The 14,969-nt window shown below is 56.5% G+C and carries 14 protein-coding genes; 6 read left to right on the top strand and 8 right to left on the bottom strand.

The annotated features are described in order from the left end of the window. Window positions 1–4: 4 nt before the first annotated feature. A complete protein-coding gene (locus tag EYC79_RS07580; protein WP_130977579.1) occupies window positions 5–700 on the bottom strand; it encodes a helix-turn-helix domain-containing protein in 696 nt (231 codons plus the stop codon). A 656-nt stretch (window positions 701–1,356) separates the two neighbouring features. On the opposite strand from EYC79_RS07580, the gene EYC79_RS07575 reads away from it, so the two are divergent. The 3 genes from EYC79_RS07575 to EYC79_RS07565 are packed head-to-tail and all read left to right on the top strand — an operon-like array spanning window position 1,357 to window position 5,620. Beyond that, complete coding sequence (locus EYC79_RS07575) at window positions 1,357–2,544, top strand: ComEC/Rec2 family competence protein (protein ID WP_130977578.1); 1,188 nt, start codon at window positions 1,357–1,359, stop codon at window positions 2,542–2,544. 5 nt (window positions 2,545–2,549) lie between these two features. Beyond that, window positions 2,550–4,838: a hypothetical protein gene (locus tag EYC79_RS07570; protein ID WP_165456975.1), complete on the top strand. Its 2,289-nt coding sequence runs from the start codon at window positions 2,550–2,552 to the stop codon at window positions 4,836–4,838. Then, window positions 4,835–5,620 carry a hypothetical protein gene (locus tag EYC79_RS07565; protein WP_130977576.1) on the top strand — a complete coding sequence of 262 codons (786 nt, stop codon included), beginning with the start codon at window positions 4,835–4,837 and terminating at the stop codon, window positions 5,618–5,620. Before EYC79_RS07570 ends, EYC79_RS07565 begins: the two co-directional genes overlap by 4 nt. A 76-nt stretch (window positions 5,621–5,696) precedes the next feature. On the opposite strand, the gene EYC79_RS07560 is transcribed toward EYC79_RS07565, so the two are convergent. Continuing rightward, window positions 5,697–6,836 (bottom strand): RHE_PE00001 family protein, encoded by a 1,140-nt coding sequence (locus EYC79_RS07560; RefSeq protein WP_130977575.1) that lies wholly within the window; start codon window positions 6,834–6,836, stop codon window positions 5,697–5,699. Window positions 6,837–7,349: 513 nt separating this feature from the next. Here EYC79_RS07560 and EYC79_RS07555 point away from each other — a divergent pair. After that, complete coding sequence (locus EYC79_RS07555) at window positions 7,350–8,267, top strand: recombinase family protein (RefSeq protein ID WP_035209839.1); 918 nt, start codon at window positions 7,350–7,352, stop codon at window positions 8,265–8,267. Here EYC79_RS07555 and EYC79_RS23735 read toward each other — a convergent pair. The 5 genes from EYC79_RS23735 to EYC79_RS23730 all read right to left on the bottom strand — a co-directional run bounded on the left by EYC79_RS23735 (window position 8,254) and on the right by EYC79_RS23730 (window position 11,843). After that, a complete protein-coding gene (locus tag EYC79_RS23735; RefSeq protein ID WP_245495215.1) occupies window positions 8,254–8,994 on the bottom strand; it encodes a hypothetical protein in 741 nt (246 codons plus the stop codon). The two genes, EYC79_RS07555 and EYC79_RS23735, sit on opposite strands and share 14 nt — an antisense overlap. Then, entirely contained in the window at window positions 8,897–9,241 is a 345-nt protein-coding gene (locus EYC79_RS24025) for a hypothetical protein (protein ID WP_418122169.1), read from the bottom strand. Before EYC79_RS24025 ends, EYC79_RS23735 begins: the two co-directional genes overlap by 98 nt. Window positions 9,242–9,312: 71 nt before the next feature. Beyond that, a complete protein-coding gene (locus tag EYC79_RS07540; protein ID WP_113175503.1) occupies window positions 9,313–10,236 on the bottom strand; it encodes a TniB family NTP-binding protein in 924 nt (307 codons plus the stop codon). Beyond that, the gene (locus EYC79_RS07535; protein WP_335625457.1) at window positions 10,227–11,135 is read right to left on the bottom strand and encodes a Mu transposase C-terminal domain-containing protein; all 909 of its coding nucleotides are present in this window, start codon (window positions 11,133–11,135) and stop codon (window positions 10,227–10,229) included. Before EYC79_RS07535 ends, EYC79_RS07540 begins: the two co-directional genes overlap by 10 nt. A 234-nt stretch (window positions 11,136–11,369) precedes the next feature. Next, window positions 11,370–11,843 (bottom strand): DNA-binding domain-containing protein, encoded by a 474-nt coding sequence (locus tag EYC79_RS23730; protein WP_245495218.1) that lies wholly within the window; start codon window positions 11,841–11,843, stop codon window positions 11,370–11,372. A gap of 301 nt (window positions 11,844–12,144) precedes the next feature. On the opposite strand from EYC79_RS23730, the gene EYC79_RS07530 reads away from it, so the two are divergent. Further along, window positions 12,145–13,089, top strand: a complete 945-nt coding sequence (locus EYC79_RS07530) for an aromatic alcohol reductase (protein WP_113175502.1) — start codon at window positions 12,145–12,147, stop codon at window positions 13,087–13,089. 58 nt (window positions 13,090–13,147) lie between these two features. Here the strand turns inward: EYC79_RS07530 and EYC79_RS07525 are convergent, their stop codons facing one another. Further along, entirely contained in the window at window positions 13,148–13,573 is a 426-nt protein-coding gene (locus tag EYC79_RS07525; protein ID WP_035209835.1) for a winged helix-turn-helix transcriptional regulator, read from the bottom strand. A 255-nt stretch (window positions 13,574–13,828) separates the two neighbouring features. Between EYC79_RS07525 and EYC79_RS07520 the strand changes: the two genes are divergently transcribed. Further along, the gene (locus EYC79_RS07520) at window positions 13,829–14,968 is read left to right on the top strand and encodes a site-specific integrase (protein ID WP_130977574.1); all 1,140 of its coding nucleotides are present in this window, start codon (window positions 13,829–13,831) and stop codon (window positions 14,966–14,968) included. The last annotated feature ends 1 nt before the right edge of the window (window position 14,969 follow it).

Genomic DNA, 14,969 nt, shown 5'->3' with positions numbered 1-14,969 from the left:
CGCCTCACGATCGCGCTCCCCTCATACGTCGCGTTTCCAACGTGGCAGGCGAAGCAAATGTCAACGGGCTACGCATGTGTTGAGGTAACTGCTTTCGGTACGCATTAACACTGCGGCGAACCGCCGATCCACCGTGGGTCTTAGTCGCGTCAATTTCTGAAAGCGTCGCCGCAACCTCCTTAGCAGCAGGCGTTAGAAAATTAAGCAAACTTGTACCTTCTCGATAAAAATCGGTGATCCCTTGATCACGAAGCGCCTTTATCTTTCTGCTAACGGTCTCCGGGCGCAAGCCGGTTACGTCGGCAATTTCCAAGCCAGATCGGTCCTTCTCAAGGAGTGAAAGCACTATGTCGGCATTATCCTTAACAGCCACCTCAAATAACTCATCAACCCGACGATTGCCCGCCTGCGCTGCCATTAACTGCGCCAAGCTAATTTGCCCAAGCGCGAACGCTGCAGCAACATCTGCATCCGCCTTATCAGCGCAACGCATAGCCTCAACTACTTTTGAACTGGCTCTCTGGGTGTACGTTTTTAAAAAGGCTGCGAGGTGACGTTCTATTGACAAAATTTCATCGCGCGAACCAGTCGCGAGAATATCTTCCAGACGGCTTACAATTGCGGAAAACACACCTGCCGGAAGTTCGGCGGCCCCATTGATCCGCTCAGCCGTTTGATCGAGCAATTTCCAATGCTCCATAGCTACATCCTTCCTTCGAGACTACCGCACCATACCAAGTTTCAACACAACATCAACTAGCATCATTGATATATGATTGACACCGAACGTGTTCGGTGCGACAAAGGTTCCGAAATGGTTAAGAGCATACGCTTACAGATGGCTAATAATGCCTGAAAGGGCTGGCAAATAATTGCCATACCCTCTCAGCACCATTCAATATCCAAATGTAAGGCGACAGCTGGGCCCTGCTAGGCGCGGCACACGGTGCTGACAAAAGAAAAACCGCCGGGGTTGCAGCCCCAGCGGTTCAACTGAAGTCGGTTGGGTCAACTCGGTGAGGCGACACAAGCGGATCATGTACAGCGCAGAGCAAACTCTCCGCGGTCCTTCTTGTCAAGTCCTCGCCCAAGACGGCGAAGGAGTGAGTTCAAAACTAGCCCTGAATACCGGCACGTGTTGCGCACAATCCTCTATGGAGACGCGCAGCAGCGTCATTGCTTTGCTCCTCCACGTGCATGCTGCTTGAGGGATATCGTCGAGATCGATCATCCCGGCCAGATTTAAGCTGCATACACCTCGTCGAGCCAATGCAATTCCAGTCGCAGTCAAAGAACGCGCACTCGAGCAAATAGCTCCTGTGTAAAACAAGATTAGCCAATAGAGAGATTGAAACGATGGCTGCCAGTTCAGTTCATTTCAAAGTTAGCAATGGCGATATGACCCTCCTTCAGACAGGCGATGGTCACTATATCGTCGTAGACATCAACATCCGGGCTGCGGCAGACGATCCCGACGATGGGGCACCCGATGTTGCAAAACAGCTTAAAGAGCGCCTATCCCGCGATGATGAAGGAAGACTGTATGTAGATGCATTTCTTCTGACCCACCCCGATGCCGACCACTGCAGAGGACTGGAAAAGCATTTTCATCTCGGCCCACTCGATCAGTGGAAGAAAGCGGACGACAAGATCGTGATCCGCGAGATGTGGTCATCGCCGATCATTTTTCGTCGAGCTTCGAGAAACCATTCCCTCTGTGCAGATGCAAAGGCATGGGCCGCGGAAGCACGGCGACGTGTTCGTGAGTTTCGCGCAAATGGTTATGCCTACGATGGTAATCGCATCAAGATCCTGGGGGAAGACATTAACGGCAAAACGGACGACCTAACCGAGGTCCTTGTTGTAGGCGGTGACGTCTTCCAGACGATCAGAGGAGTAACCGACAATACTTTCTCCGCGCACCTTCTTGCTCCGCTCTTGGCTGACGATGATGAAGAAGCAGACTTCTTGAGCAAAAACAATTCGAGTGTCGTCATCAACATTTCACTCGGCAAGACAGATCTTCAAAATCCCAGCTTCTACCTTCTTGGAGGCGACGCAGAGGTAGGCATCTGGGAAAAACTCTGGGGCAAGTACGGTGACGACCCCACTCAGTTTCAGTATGATGTCCTGATCGCTCCACATCATTGCTCCTGGCATAGCTTGTCTTGGGACAGTTGGTCCGATTTCGGCGAAGATGCCGAGGTGTCCGAAGATGCGCGATCTGCTCTTGGCCAACCGATGCCGGGCGCTTTGATCATAGCCAGCAGCAAGGAAATCAAGGACGACGATTCCGATCCGCCTTGCATCAGAGCCGAGCGCGAATACAGATCGATATTGAAGCCCGTAAATGGGAAGTTCACCTGCCTGGGCGAGCATGTCGGTGACGCACCGCTTGAATTCGAGATCACGTCCTCCGGCGGGCCGAAACAAAAGGACAGAAAGGTAACGTCTAACCTCACAGCTCCTGTAATTCTAGGGCTTGCAGGAGCTGCGGCGGGAAGCTCCAGCGCACTTGGCGCTCAGCCGTTTAAACACGGATGACGGCTGTGGAGATCCCCAACTCGGCAATCCAACGCGCGGTGCGGCTCATTCGAGCCCACCCGCGCGTGATGGGTATTGAAGACCACTTAGGAGTCGATCTTTCGATCGTCGTGCATATCGACACGGGGTTGGGCAACAGATGGCGCGCGCGTGGTTTCAGCGACAACGGCGTTCTCGCGATTGAGCCCCTTACGTTCCGATTTTCCAATTTTTACCCTATAGACGTTCCCGATGTGACCCTTCGGGCGGATTTTGATAGGTCTCATCCTCACCTCCTGCCCGCTTCATTATCAGATCCCCCCAAACCTTGCTATATTGATGGTAGTCCGCGTGATTTAATAAGGCTGAGAGGCCCGCAGGGTCTTGTCACGCAACTTGCAGACTGGCTCGAAAAAGCGGCGAGAGCGGACTTGATCAATCCCACTCAAGGGTGGGAACCTGTCCGCCGTGACCACCTGGACGATTACGTCGAAGTTGATGCCGTCGCTCTTCGCAATCGCGTGGATGCGATAGGCGGCGGCACTTTCTATCAAGCGCCCTTCACAATGATCAGTAATGGTGATTGGCGCTGCTATTGTGCCCACTTCTTAGAACCCACAACGTTGCGGGATAACACCCTCCAAGAATGGAGCCAGCGCTTTGGTCAGGTAGGGCTTGGAATCGTAGTTTGGCCTGGACGTGCGGCATCGGGCGGCCCTTTGCTCGCTACGCGTTATCTACCAGAATCCGTCTCCAGTGTGGCTGAGCTTTTTAACCACGCCAAAAACCTCGGTGTAGCGGATCATCTCAAAGCTCAGATCGGTTTGCTACAACGGAGACTGAAATCTCTTACGGGTTCTTCACCTGTCCTTATTTCCATCATTCTGATGGTACGTCGACCGATAGACGTCATAGGTCAGGATTCCCCGATAGAACTACTGCCATACGTCGTCGAAATCCAACGTACGGGCGATCTAGATGAGGCCAGCCTGTGTCCCGTTCGACTTGCAGCTCAGCGAGACGTGATTAGTGAAAAACTGATGCGGCGAATCTCTGGTAAGCCATCAAGGCATACCACTCGATGGACGCTTCTCGGCGCAGGAAGCGTCGGCTCGAAACTGGCACTCCATCTTGCGAGAGAGGGATCGGCGCCGCGACTAGTCGTCGATAACGGCAATCTGAGGCCACACAATTTTGTGCGCCACGGGCTTCTTCCACGTCACAGATTCGAGGCATTAAACGATGGAAAGACACAGGCACTCATCGATGCCATCGGCTTGCTCGGCCAGGCTAGCTCTGGCTTGCATCGCGATGTAGTCGCACTCTGTGCACTGGGTGCCGACGACGAGCAAAAGACCGCATGGCCGAATGGAACTCAGTTTATCGTGGATTCTACCGGGTCGCCGGCAGTGACTGATGCGCTTTGCCTTCCGATGGTGATTCTCTCCAGGCCGAGAGCGATCGAGACGAGCTTGATGGGCGGCGGAAGGGTCGCTTACCTTGCTGTGGAAGGTGCAAGCTCGAACCCAAACTTACAAGACCTTGCTGCCGAAGCCTATCGTTTGATCAGTGCAAGCCCAACACTTAAGGAGACGGTCTTCGCCAGATCAGGAGATCTCATCCAAGTTGGCCAAGGTTGTTCAACACTCACTGCGCGAATGTCCGACGCCACTATCTCGGCACCAGTTCCAGCAATGGCTATGACCTTGTCTAGAATGTTTAATGGTGATTCCACCAACGACGGTGAAATCATGTTAGGTGAGATCGATGAAGATCTCCTCGGTCAGCAATGGACCCGGTACGTCGTGCGGCCCTTCACGATCGTAGCAGGCGCAGGAGCAGGTGCGCCGTCGGTTCGAATTTCTGCGCATGTGGCCGATATTATCGAGCGAGCAATTTGTGCGCGGCCGAATGTCGAGACAGGCGGTGTTTTGATGGGCCGTTTCAACGAAACTACAAACAGCTTTCACATCGTTGATACGATACCGCCGCCCGCCGATAGCGAGTTTTCGGCCAGTCTCTTTCTGCTCGGAATTGAAGGGCTTGCTGAGGCACTGCAGTCGTACATTGACCGGGCGAAGGGGACAATTTTTCCCGTTGGGACTTGGCACAATCATCTAGCGGAAAGTTCGGCTTCTCGAACAGACCTTGCGACCGGTGTGCAAATGGCTTTTGCGCAAACGTTTCCCGCTCTTATCATCATCCGAACGCCGGAAAGATTTCATGGTCTGGTTGTCGATGCAGTCGACCCCTCGGAGCCTGGGGCGGAAAGCGCTGTTGCCCACGTAATTTCGATTTCAGAGGTAAATTCATGATACCTGGTTTGCCTGATACCTATACGATTAGAGCGCGTATTATCCCGGCCTTGATCGCTGCCATTCCTGTCTTCGTCCTTGCCACATTGCTCGTGCCCTGGAACAGATTCAGTCTTTCGCAGGCCTTGTCGTCGCTGTCTGTTGCGATCTTGCTCTTCGCACTGTCGGATTTTGCCAGACGGCACGGAAAGCGGATTGAGCCAAAGCTCTATGCCAGATCGGGAGGGAAACCGACCGTGACCATGCTGCGTCATCGAGACCGTGTGCTTGATGAAATCACGAAATTGAAAATCGTTTCGTTTCTTGCTGGCAAACTTGGTGAAAAACCGCCTTCAGCTGACGAGGAGTCTACGCACCCGGAAAAGGCTGATGCCTTCTACGAGCGATGTGGCGCCTGGTTACGGGAGAACACGCGGGACCAGAAGCGCTTCGCCATTCTGTTCAATGATAACGTCACTTACGGATATCGCAGAAATCTCCTTGGCTTGAAATCAATCGCGCTCACTTTGAACGCACTCGTTTTGACGACAGTCGGAACGGTCCTGTGGCTAAGATGGGAAGACGGATTTGCAGAAGACCTTAATAGCAAAATGTTGGGTGTTGCGGCTATCGCAGGCCTGCACTCGGTCTATCTTCTGTTGGGCGTCACAGAAGCGTCGGTTGCTGAAGCGTCTAGAACATATGCCCGACAACTGCTCCTGTCGTGTATTAACCTCGGAGAAGCGGGCACCCCAAATACAAAACAGCCATCTCGATCGTCGAGACGTCCGACAATATCTTAAGATCGCCTCTCCTGTTCTAATTTGCGCAAAGCCTCCCGATCGGTTGCACAACGTCGGAGGTCTGTATCCCTAACCTCTAAATTACTCCCCATGCCCGAAACCTCCCCCTCCCCGTCATCTCCCTGAGGCCCAGTTCCAAAACAATCCGCCGCGCCGCCTGCGGCGTCACCTCGAGCGTCTTGGCCACCATCCCGGCCGACACCAGCGGCTTTGCCATGACGAGCTCGACCAGCTCCGGCAGTTTGGACGACGTCCGCCGCCCGTACAGTTTTCGGTCCATCATCGTTTTCGCCAGCGTCAGCCGGTCATGCTCCTTCATGCCGATCTCGACGGCCGCCAAAAACCCGTGGGCGATGGCGAGCAACCTAGTTTCCCGATCGCGATGTCGGCGCTGATCGACGGGAATGGTCTTGAGGCCGAGATTGATGGCGGCAAGATGCGCGCCTGACGTGATACCGGCCTGACGCAGGATCGAGGCGGCCAACAGCCGGCCGAGCCAGGGCGCGTGCTGCAGGACGGAGAGCTCGTTCCAGGCATCAAGGGCAACGATCGCTTGGAGCACCGCGGGCAGGTTTTCAGCTTGGTGCAACACGCCCCGCCATTCATCGAGCCGCGCGTCTTCGTCCCAGCCGAGATCGTAGATCATGGGATCTTTCTCTTGCGTCACGCCACGCCCGGGCCGTGTTGCGTTCTCGATCGCCGCCTCCGACCGGGCGAGCACCGCATCGATGGCGGCATAGTCGACACCTGGAAGATTTTCCACGTCGTCTGTGTCGTCCCCCTCCCCTTCTGGGTCGCTTACGACCGGGCGCCGGATGGCATCTGCGGTTGTCGCCTCGTCCGTGTCAGCCGCCGTGATCTCCGAGGTCTTTCGCAGCGTCCGAATACCGTCGGCCGACAACGCCCAATCCGGGGATTGGCCGGCGATCCGCCGGCGGGTGCGCAACACGTCGCGGGCGATTGTCAGTTCGTGGGTGGGTGTGCGAATATCCTTCGTGGCGTCGTGCAGGACGAGGTCCTCGAGATGGACCAGTTCGCCATCGATCCACAGGGAGGCGCAGGCGTCGGCAAAGTTTTGCCGCTCGAGGAAGCCTTGCCCGACCGGCGAACGAGAGACGCGCTCGTCGAGACGCGAAAGCGCGACACCGGCGTCGAAAGCCGGCCGCATCAACTCACTCATGCTGATTTTCGCGAGATCGTAAGCCATTGATTTTATGGTAAACGATTTACTAAACGAACTCTATAATAATATTATTGTTCCTCACCTGGTATGATTGCTGGTTGGGGATATAACCATCGATAAGTACCTCTTATCGGAGGTTATTGAATTGAACCCGCAAACGCCATATGTCGGTCGGCCTGGATGAGCGGAAACGCCTGATTTTCCGGCCTTTCAGGAAGATTTGGGCGAGGATCGGCGGAATAACTGCGGCTGTTAGAGCCGCGTTGAGCGCTCATCTCCTCTCGAGCTGAAGCAGACGTCCCAAGCAATCTCTCCCTCGGGCGGCGCTTCTTCCCTCTCCCCTCTCCGGAATGCCCTAATTTCCTGCATTTCCGCCTCAGATAGCCACCAGAATGCATTTAACGCAGTTGATGGGTCTGCGCCCATTTGCCATCGCGTGTCGAGTCTGGCGAGGCTGCATTTGAGCTATAAAACATGCTTGCAACTGTTCATTTTCTCGCGCATTCCTTATCTGTACAAAGCACCTGAAAAACGCACGTGAAAAACATGGCAAAACGGCATGCCGCCAATCCAGCGCCGAGCCCCAAACGGCTTATCGGTTATGCCCGCGTCTCGACCGACGATCAGGTCCATGATGCGCAGATGGACGAGTTGCGCGCCGCCGGTTGTGAGCGGATTTTTCAGGAGCACGGATCCGGCGCATCACGAGCTCGACCGGTGCTGACAAGGTTGCTCGGAGACCTGACTGCCGGCGATGTGCTCGTCGTCGTCCGCCTGGATCGCCTCGCCCGCTCTGTCAGCCACCTGTTGCAGGTGATCGAGGACCTTGAAGAGCGCGGTGTTCATTTCCGATCAATCCGCGATCCTATCGACACGTCCACGCCACAAGGGATGTTTTCCCTCCAGGTGCTCGGCGCCGTCGCACAGCTCGAACGAGCTCTGATCGCCGAACGAACCAAAGCTGGCATCAAGGCGGCAAAAGCGCGTGGCAAGCTACCGGGCAATCCGGGACTCCGAGAGCGGCGACCAGAGGCGATCAAGGCGGTGTCGAAGGCACGAGAAAAACTCTATCTCGACGAGCTGATCTCCTCCGCCCAAACCTGGCTGCCGATGGTGCGGCAGCTGCGGCCCCAACACAGCTGGGACAATGTCGTCCGGGTACTCAATCGCCGGGGCCATGACTGGACGGTTGAACGGCTGCGCCGCGCAGTGCATCGGATGGTCCGCGAGAAGCTGGTCGATCCCGAGCTTCTGGCGCGCTCGCCCCGTCGTGCCCCGGAAGATCACCTGATGAAGCTCGTTGCAGCGATTGCCATTGCTGATCCCGGCCTGTCACTGCGCGATATTGCCGCCCAACTGGATCAAATGGGTGAGCGGCCGGCGCGCGGTGGGCGGAAATGGCAGCCTTCCTCCGTTCGCCACCTGCTGGATGAGGCACATCGGTTTGGCCTCATTCGTCATTGAGGGCGCGGAGCATCAGCTTGCCGATTGCCCGGTTTCTTGCGCGCCCTGCTTTGGATGGCAAAGATTTCCAGCCTTCGCTTTGGATAATGCCGCGTGCCAACTGCCGGTATTCGGTTTCCGCACGGAGATTCACGACTGACGCCGTCCGCGTTGGTGGAGGTGCCTGATGACACTCTTCGGTCGGCCCTTGCTCGAATTGCCGAAAGGCTTCGCGAACGGAGGAAGAGAGCGGAACCGTTTTGGGAGCCACCTGAAAGAGGAGGTTGGCAATGGTCGTAATGGTTACAGCTCGCCATGCCGGTGGAAGGCTGGCCAGCGGCGCCGCGCCTTTCGCGACTGACGGCCGCTGACCATAAGGCAGTGATAAGCCCAGCGCGGCGATGTATGGCATCCCCTCCGGCCGAGGCGACCAGAGAAAGCGGCTTGCCGCGTCGATACGTTCAAACTCCGACCCACCCTTGCCGATAGCCTCACCTACCAACGAAGCAACCTGCAGCAGGTCTGTTTGATCGCGGCGCGGGAACCGCCGCGCCGAGACAATCGCATCGCAATCACGGCAAAACAGTCTGACAACGCCAACAGGTGTGGACCGAAACTGAAACAGACCACTACGGAAACACCCACTGCAGTTAATCTCGAGGCCAATCTTGGCGGGGGCAGGCAACTGCTTCGACACATGCCCAAGATCGCCGGCAATAGTGATCCCTCCCCTCTTCTGCGTCTTCATCCAGGCATGTCGGACAAACGCCTCGATGGGCGGGATCGCTCACGAATGAAGCCCCGCTGCGCCCGGTATTTTGCAAAGACAGCCGCTCCAGATCGACTTGACGCAGGCGACAGGCAAGCGCCCATAAACGGGTTGCGGGCTGGTCGGCCGAAACATCGTGGCGAAAGAGATGCGGGTTAGGGCCTACCGAGCCCCCACTTATCCAGTTTTCCACCTGCCGAGGTGAGCAAGAATAATGGCTCGACACCCGCCAATGCCAACAGCTTAGGAGTTCATCTTCAAAGGGTCGTGGAGCCAAAGCCAGCAGCCGCACCGGTCTCACTGGGTTGCACGTCGCTGCAGGCGGCCTTCAGTGCGCCGCGCCATCGCAACAAGCGGCAGGATCAAGTTGTCGCCGTCGAAGCTCTCCAAAGTGATCGCCTCTTTGCCATTTCGGACGGCTTCGACGGCAACTGTCTCGATCAAGCGAAAAATTCGCACCGTGACGCCGTCGGTCATATCCAACACCTTGCGACGCAACGGTGCGGTCCCGAGCTGTGATGGCTCGCGTAGAGGCAGTATGCTCCCGAGACTTGCGAGCAATTGGGCGAGCTGCGGCGTATTGGACCAGCGCTTCAGGTGAAAGGCCTCAAACCTTTCAGCAAGCTGCGGATCCGTCAACAACGCCTGCCGGGCGAGATCGGTGCCTGCGCAGATCAACGGCACTTTCAGATCGTTCGCCAGAAAGCGGATTACGTTGAGGAAGACCCGTTGCTGCCGATATGTCCCCGTCAACATGGCATGGATCTCATCGATGATCAGCATCCGTACCCCTATCCTTCGCATCAAGGTCCGGCACGTGGTCTTCAGTCGGTAGGTCGCGTCTCCACTTGGACCTGGTGCACTCAATGCATTGAGGAGTTCGCCGTAGACATCGCGCTCGACGGGTTTGGCCGGCATCTGCATCGCCACGACCGGCATGCTCGTGACACCCGTTCCACGATCGAAGACGGGCTGGTGATCCCGAAGAAATTTTCGAATGATCTTGGTCTTTCCCATACCCGTATCGCCGTAGAGAAGCAGACAGGGCATTCGGTCCCTTGGCGGATAGGTGAGCAGATCCTCAAGCCTCGCCAGCGCGGCCCTCGCATCGGCTGTTTCCAACCAACGATCAGCACGGATCCAGGCGATCCGTTCTTCAATCCCCATCTCGGCATACTGGCGATAGGCAGGCAGCAGATGGGAATATCCCGTCATGACCATTCCTCCACCGACAAGGGCGCCAAATCGGAGAAATCCTCGTCGTCGGCATCATCCGTCAGTTCTGCCTCGTTCCAGTCTGTCGCTGCCAGCGCTCGCGACCGTCTTTCGGCTCCGCGGCGGATGCTTCGCGTTTGGCGGCTTGCCCCCTCGACAAGCTGACGTTGGGCTTCGATGGTCTCGAAAATCAGATGCTCATCGACCGATTGAAAACCACGGGCCCTCAAAGCGGCCACGGCTTGCCGGTGCTCCCCGAGCGTGATCCGTGGTTGGCTGAGGTCTGCAAACCGAACCGGCCAGTTTTCGCCGTTTGGCCCGTCGACGAACACGCAGGAAATATCCCGAGGATCGTATCGGACGCGCATCTTATCCGGCGCACCGGTCCATGGGCTCAGGACATCGTCCCAATATTTGAGGCCGAACAGGTGCAGTCCGTCTCGACGGATGACGCGTTCCTCGAACGGCAGGAAATCCAGGACGAACCGATGTTCGTCGTAGGGAAGCCGCAGAGGCCCCCCACGCGAGAGGACGGCATCTTCCCAAGCCAGCCGAGGCGGAATCTTTAGCGCACGGTGGACATCGGCGTGATAGCGGCCGACAATCTCGAGGGTGAGCCATCGCTCCAGCTCGTCAAAGGTCATGACAGCATGTTTTTGAGGATCGTAGTCGCCACGAGCGCTTATATCGCTCGACGTTGAGCCGGGCAGAAAGTGAACGGCACCCATCATCGTGCCGATAAGCCGCTCGATATGGCCACCGTAATGTGGGCGAGCAACCGGTCGATGGATGAGCTTTATGCCGTGCTCGGCCGTTCCCCAAGCAAGTGCCTTTCCCCGAAACTCCCGAGCATTGTCGAGATGAATGGCGGTGGGCAAACCATAGACAGGCCAGTCGCCGACCACGTTTTGCTCCACGAGCCAGGAAGCCTTCGGCAAGACCATGTGCCGGATGGCCAGGGCGACAGATGTTGACGATGGGTGCTCAAGGCTCAGATAGAAGCCGACCACCATGCGGCTGGCGACATCTATCGCCAAGGTCAGCCAAGGGCGCTGCAATGGTTGGCGGTTTACAGCGTCAACAACAAAGAGATCGACCAACGTGTGATCGATCTGCACGACTTCCAGCGCGTGCACGACTTAATACTCATCGACAACCGGCACGTATTGCTGACGGGCGACGCTAGCACCCTCACGGGCTTTGGCCAACTTCCTCTGGTCGGAACGATCAATTCGAACCTTCACGGCCTTCCAGGAGGGCGCAGATATGTTTCGCTGACGGCAAATGAACCGGACATGATCATGGACGGCGGTGATCGTCGGTCGCTCGCGGCGGCAATAGATTTCTTGGATGGCGCAGCCGACTGCGTCTTCCTGCTCCGACAACAGCAGCCGCCTTCCCTTCTTCGGACCGGGCGTTTCATCCAGCAATGAACTGGTCACCGGCTTTCGCCGGAATTGACCGAGCAGCTGATAGAACCTTGTGGCTTTGAGACCCAACTCCCGGCACGCGGCAAATCTCTCCGCGGCGCTCAGTTTCTTTTCGAACGCGAGGGGCCGAATGACGGCCTCGCGAACCACAGCCTTTTGCCAAGCTGTCACCCTGTTGAGCATCTTGTCAGGTGTCTGCACCATTGGGGCTTCCTCGCCAACGTGTCTGCTTCGCCTTGGTCAATTGCTGCAGATGTCAGGATGCTCCCCAAGAATGACAGGTGAAAGACGCTTGGTCTCGGACGCCATTCTACCGAAAATGGCTGCTGTCGTCCAAAGAAGACATGCCGTCACTCGACAAAGAGAAACACAACGGATCGCTGTCCGTCATCGTTTTCGATGGAGTATCATCCGTGTGCCTTCTTTTACTGAGATTCAATATCGCCAATTAGAGGCCTCATTCGATTTGAAAGAGGCTTGAAAAATGAATGACTTCGTTTCCGGCGTGAAATCACGCAACATCCTCGTGCTCGGTGCAGGTGAGCTTGGGATGCCTGTCCTGCGCAATCTGGCTAGCCGCGCAAAGGTCATCGAAGGAGCAAAGATAAGCGTCCTGCTGCGCGCCAGCGCCGTGGAGTCCAGCGCGCCGACAAAGCAGCGGGACGTCCGCGAGATCCGTGACTTGGGCATAGAGATCGTCATATGCGATCTGGTGAAGAGCTCAATCGACGAGCTGGCATCCCTGTTTTCACGGTACGATACCGTCATTGGCTGCACGGGCTATGCGGCGGGGATCAACACCCCGATGAAACTCGCCAAGGCGGCGTTGCAATCCGGAATACCGCGCTATTTCCCTTGGCAGTTCGGCGTCGATTTCGAGGCGATCGGTCGAGGCGGTCCGCAGGACATCTTCGACGCGCAGCTTGATGTCCGCGAACTTCTGCGCTCACAGGATAAGACCGAATGGGTCATCATTTCCACCGGCATGTTCATGAGCTATCTCTTCGAGCCGGAATTCGGTGTTGTTGATCTGGAAAAGAACGCCGTGAAAGCCTTGGGCAGCTTCGATACGGCTGTCACGGTGACGACGCCCGACGACATCGGCGTACTCACTGCTGAGATCGTCTTCTACGAGCCGACCATCAGCAACGAAATTGTCTTCCTGGCAGGTGATACCGTTACCTATGGCGAGCTCGCTGAAAAGCTGGAGGCGGGTTTGAACCGGCCCTTCAACAGGTCCGAATGGACTGTTCCAGCTCTTATGGAAGAATTGGCAAATGACCCCCAAAACATGATGCGCAAATACCGAGCAGCCTTTGGCATCGGGCGCGGAATGGCATGGGACAAGGCCAGCACTTTCAACGTACGCGAAGGCATTAAGGTCACGGATGTGTCCGATTGGATTAACGCGAACCTTCGCAGCAACTAGATAGCCCTAAGCACCCGGCGTACTCAGCGGTCCTAGCCGAGCGGCCGCAGCCCTCATATTAAAACGTCTGCCAGGAAGGCTTCTCTGGCGGACGAGAATCATAATCCTCGCGTGATTTTCGAAACAGGTCGGAATTCTCCACGACCCATGTCCAAAGTGGGATCATGCGAATAAGAAGACCCATGCCCAATTCCGTGAGTTCATATTCTACGCGAGGTGGCATCTCAACCAGATCGTAGCGCGTGACGAGACCGTCTCTTTCCAGTTGACGCAGGGTACGGGTCAGCATCCGTTGCGTGACACCGTGCATTCGTCTTCCAATTTCCGCGTGTCGAAGCCTGCCATAAACCCCGAGAGTGTGTATCACGCCGAGCGACCATCTATTTCCTGCGTGCGTTAGAACCTCTCGTCTAACTCCGTCTTCGTCCTCGCGAAGGCCGTCGCAAACCGCTTGAGAGTAGCTAAGAATTTCTTCTCTGGTCATTTTTCTTGTGTCCGGTACCCTTTGTTCGGTCTTATCAGCCTTTAAGCTGCGTCACACCTCTCCCTTTGAAAGATTGATTACGCTAACCTTGCATGTCCGTAACGGGGAATTCCGGCGAATACGGAAAATTCCAATGATCCTGGCAGGCAATAAACTGAATTATCCCAACGAGATTGATTCCGCTTAATCAAGCGGATCGACACGTTCAGAATCGGTATCAAGCCCCGTGTTGATGGCAGATTTCGAAAGGCTGCAATGAGCAAACCACGCAATCCGGTCGACAGACGCGCTGAGGAGTTGGACACGATCGCGGCCGTTCTGCCTATGGAGCGACGTGACGAGCTGGCCGAGCTTCTGACCGATCAGGACATCGAAACACTCCGGCACCTGGTCAATGAAGGCATCGGCGAAAACACGCTTCGCGCACTGACCTCGGACCTGGCTTATCTGCAGGCATGGTGTCTGGCGTCGACTGGAAACAGTCTTCCCTGGCCCGCGCCGGAAGCACTTCTCCTGAAATTCGTTGCCCATCATCTGTGGGATCCGGAGCGCCGGCGTGAAGATTCCGGCCACGGCATGCCGCAGAATGTCGATCGGTTGTTACGGGATCAGGGATTTCTCAAATCGCTTGGTCCACATGCGCCAGACACCGTGCGCCGGCGGCTGGCCTCCTGGTCGACGCTCACAAAATGGCGCGGCTTTACCGGCGAGTTCGCCTCACCTGCCCTTAAGCAAGCCATTCGTCTTGCCGTTCGAGCCACACCGCGACCACGCAAGCGCAAGAGCGCAAAAGCTGTGACGGGAGATGTGTTGGCCAAGCTTCTTGCCTCATGCGGCTCGAGCAGTCTGCGCGATCTCCGCGACAGGGCTATCCTCATGGTGGCATTCGCATCGGGTGGCCGCAGGCGCAGTGAAATTGCAGGGCTACGCAAAGAGCAACTGACAGACGAACCTCCGATCGAACGCCCTGACGGTCCTCCCCTCCCCTCGCTGTCGATCCACCTTGGACGGACCAAAACGTCGGGCGCCGATCACGACGAGATCGTCTATCTCACGGGTCGTCCGGTCGAGGCGCTGAACGCCTGGATGGAGGCAGCCAGCATTAAGTCAGGATCGATCTTCCGCAAAATCGATCGTTGGGGAAACCTGTCGTCCCGCCCTCTCGATCCGAAATCGGTCAACGATGTCGTCAAACAACGTGCAGCGCTTGCCGGTCTCGACCCGGCGGAGTTTTCCGCTCACGGACTAAGGTCTGGCTATCTCACGGAAGCTGCCAATCGTGGCGTGCCGTTGCCAGAGGCGATGGAGCAATCACGCCACCGATCCGTCCAGCAAGCATCCAGCTATTATAACAGTGCTACACGCAGAAGCGGGCGAGCGGCGCGTCTCATTTAAG

It is taken from the genome of Agrobacterium cavarae (genome assembly GCF_004310285.1).
GTDB classification, from domain to species: Bacteria; Pseudomonadota; Alphaproteobacteria; order Rhizobiales; family Rhizobiaceae; genus Agrobacterium; species Agrobacterium cavarae.
The sequence above is the reverse complement of the archived record's forward strand: the minus strand, read 5'-3'. Positions and strand labels throughout refer to the sequence as shown.

Excerpts from the sequence above, each read along its gene's own strand:
- EYC79_RS07580 (WP_130977579.1), bottom strand. The coding sequence starts at position 700 with ATGGAGCATTGGAAATTGCTCGATCAAACGGCTGAGCGGATCAATGGG.
- EYC79_RS07575 (WP_130977578.1), top strand. The coding sequence starts at position 1,357 with ATGGCTGCCAGTTCAGTTCATTTCAAAGTTAGCAATGGCGATATGACC.
- EYC79_RS07565 (WP_130977576.1), top strand. The coding sequence starts at position 4,835 with ATGATACCTGGTTTGCCTGATACCTATACGATTAGAGCGCGTATTATC.
- EYC79_RS07555 (WP_035209839.1), top strand. The coding sequence starts at position 7,350 with ATGGCAAAACGGCATGCCGCCAATCCAGCGCCGAGCCCCAAACGGCTT.
- EYC79_RS23735 (WP_245495215.1), bottom strand. The coding sequence starts at position 8,994 with ATGAAGACGCAGAAGAGGGGAGGGATCACTATTGCCGGCGATCTTGGG.
- EYC79_RS07540 (WP_113175503.1), bottom strand. The coding sequence starts at position 10,236 with ATGGTCATGACGGGATATTCCCATCTGCTGCCTGCCTATCGCCAGTAT.
- EYC79_RS23730 (WP_245495218.1), bottom strand. The coding sequence starts at position 11,843 with ATGCTCAACAGGGTGACAGCTTGGCAAAAGGCTGTGGTTCGCGAGGCC.
- EYC79_RS07530 (WP_113175502.1), top strand. The coding sequence starts at position 12,145 with ATGAATGACTTCGTTTCCGGCGTGAAATCACGCAACATCCTCGTGCTC.
- EYC79_RS07525 (WP_035209835.1), bottom strand. The coding sequence starts at position 13,573 with ATGACCAGAGAAGAAATTCTTAGCTACTCTCAAGCGGTTTGCGACGGC.
- EYC79_RS07520 (WP_130977574.1), top strand. The coding sequence starts at position 13,829 with ATGAGCAAACCACGCAATCCGGTCGACAGACGCGCTGAGGAGTTGGAC.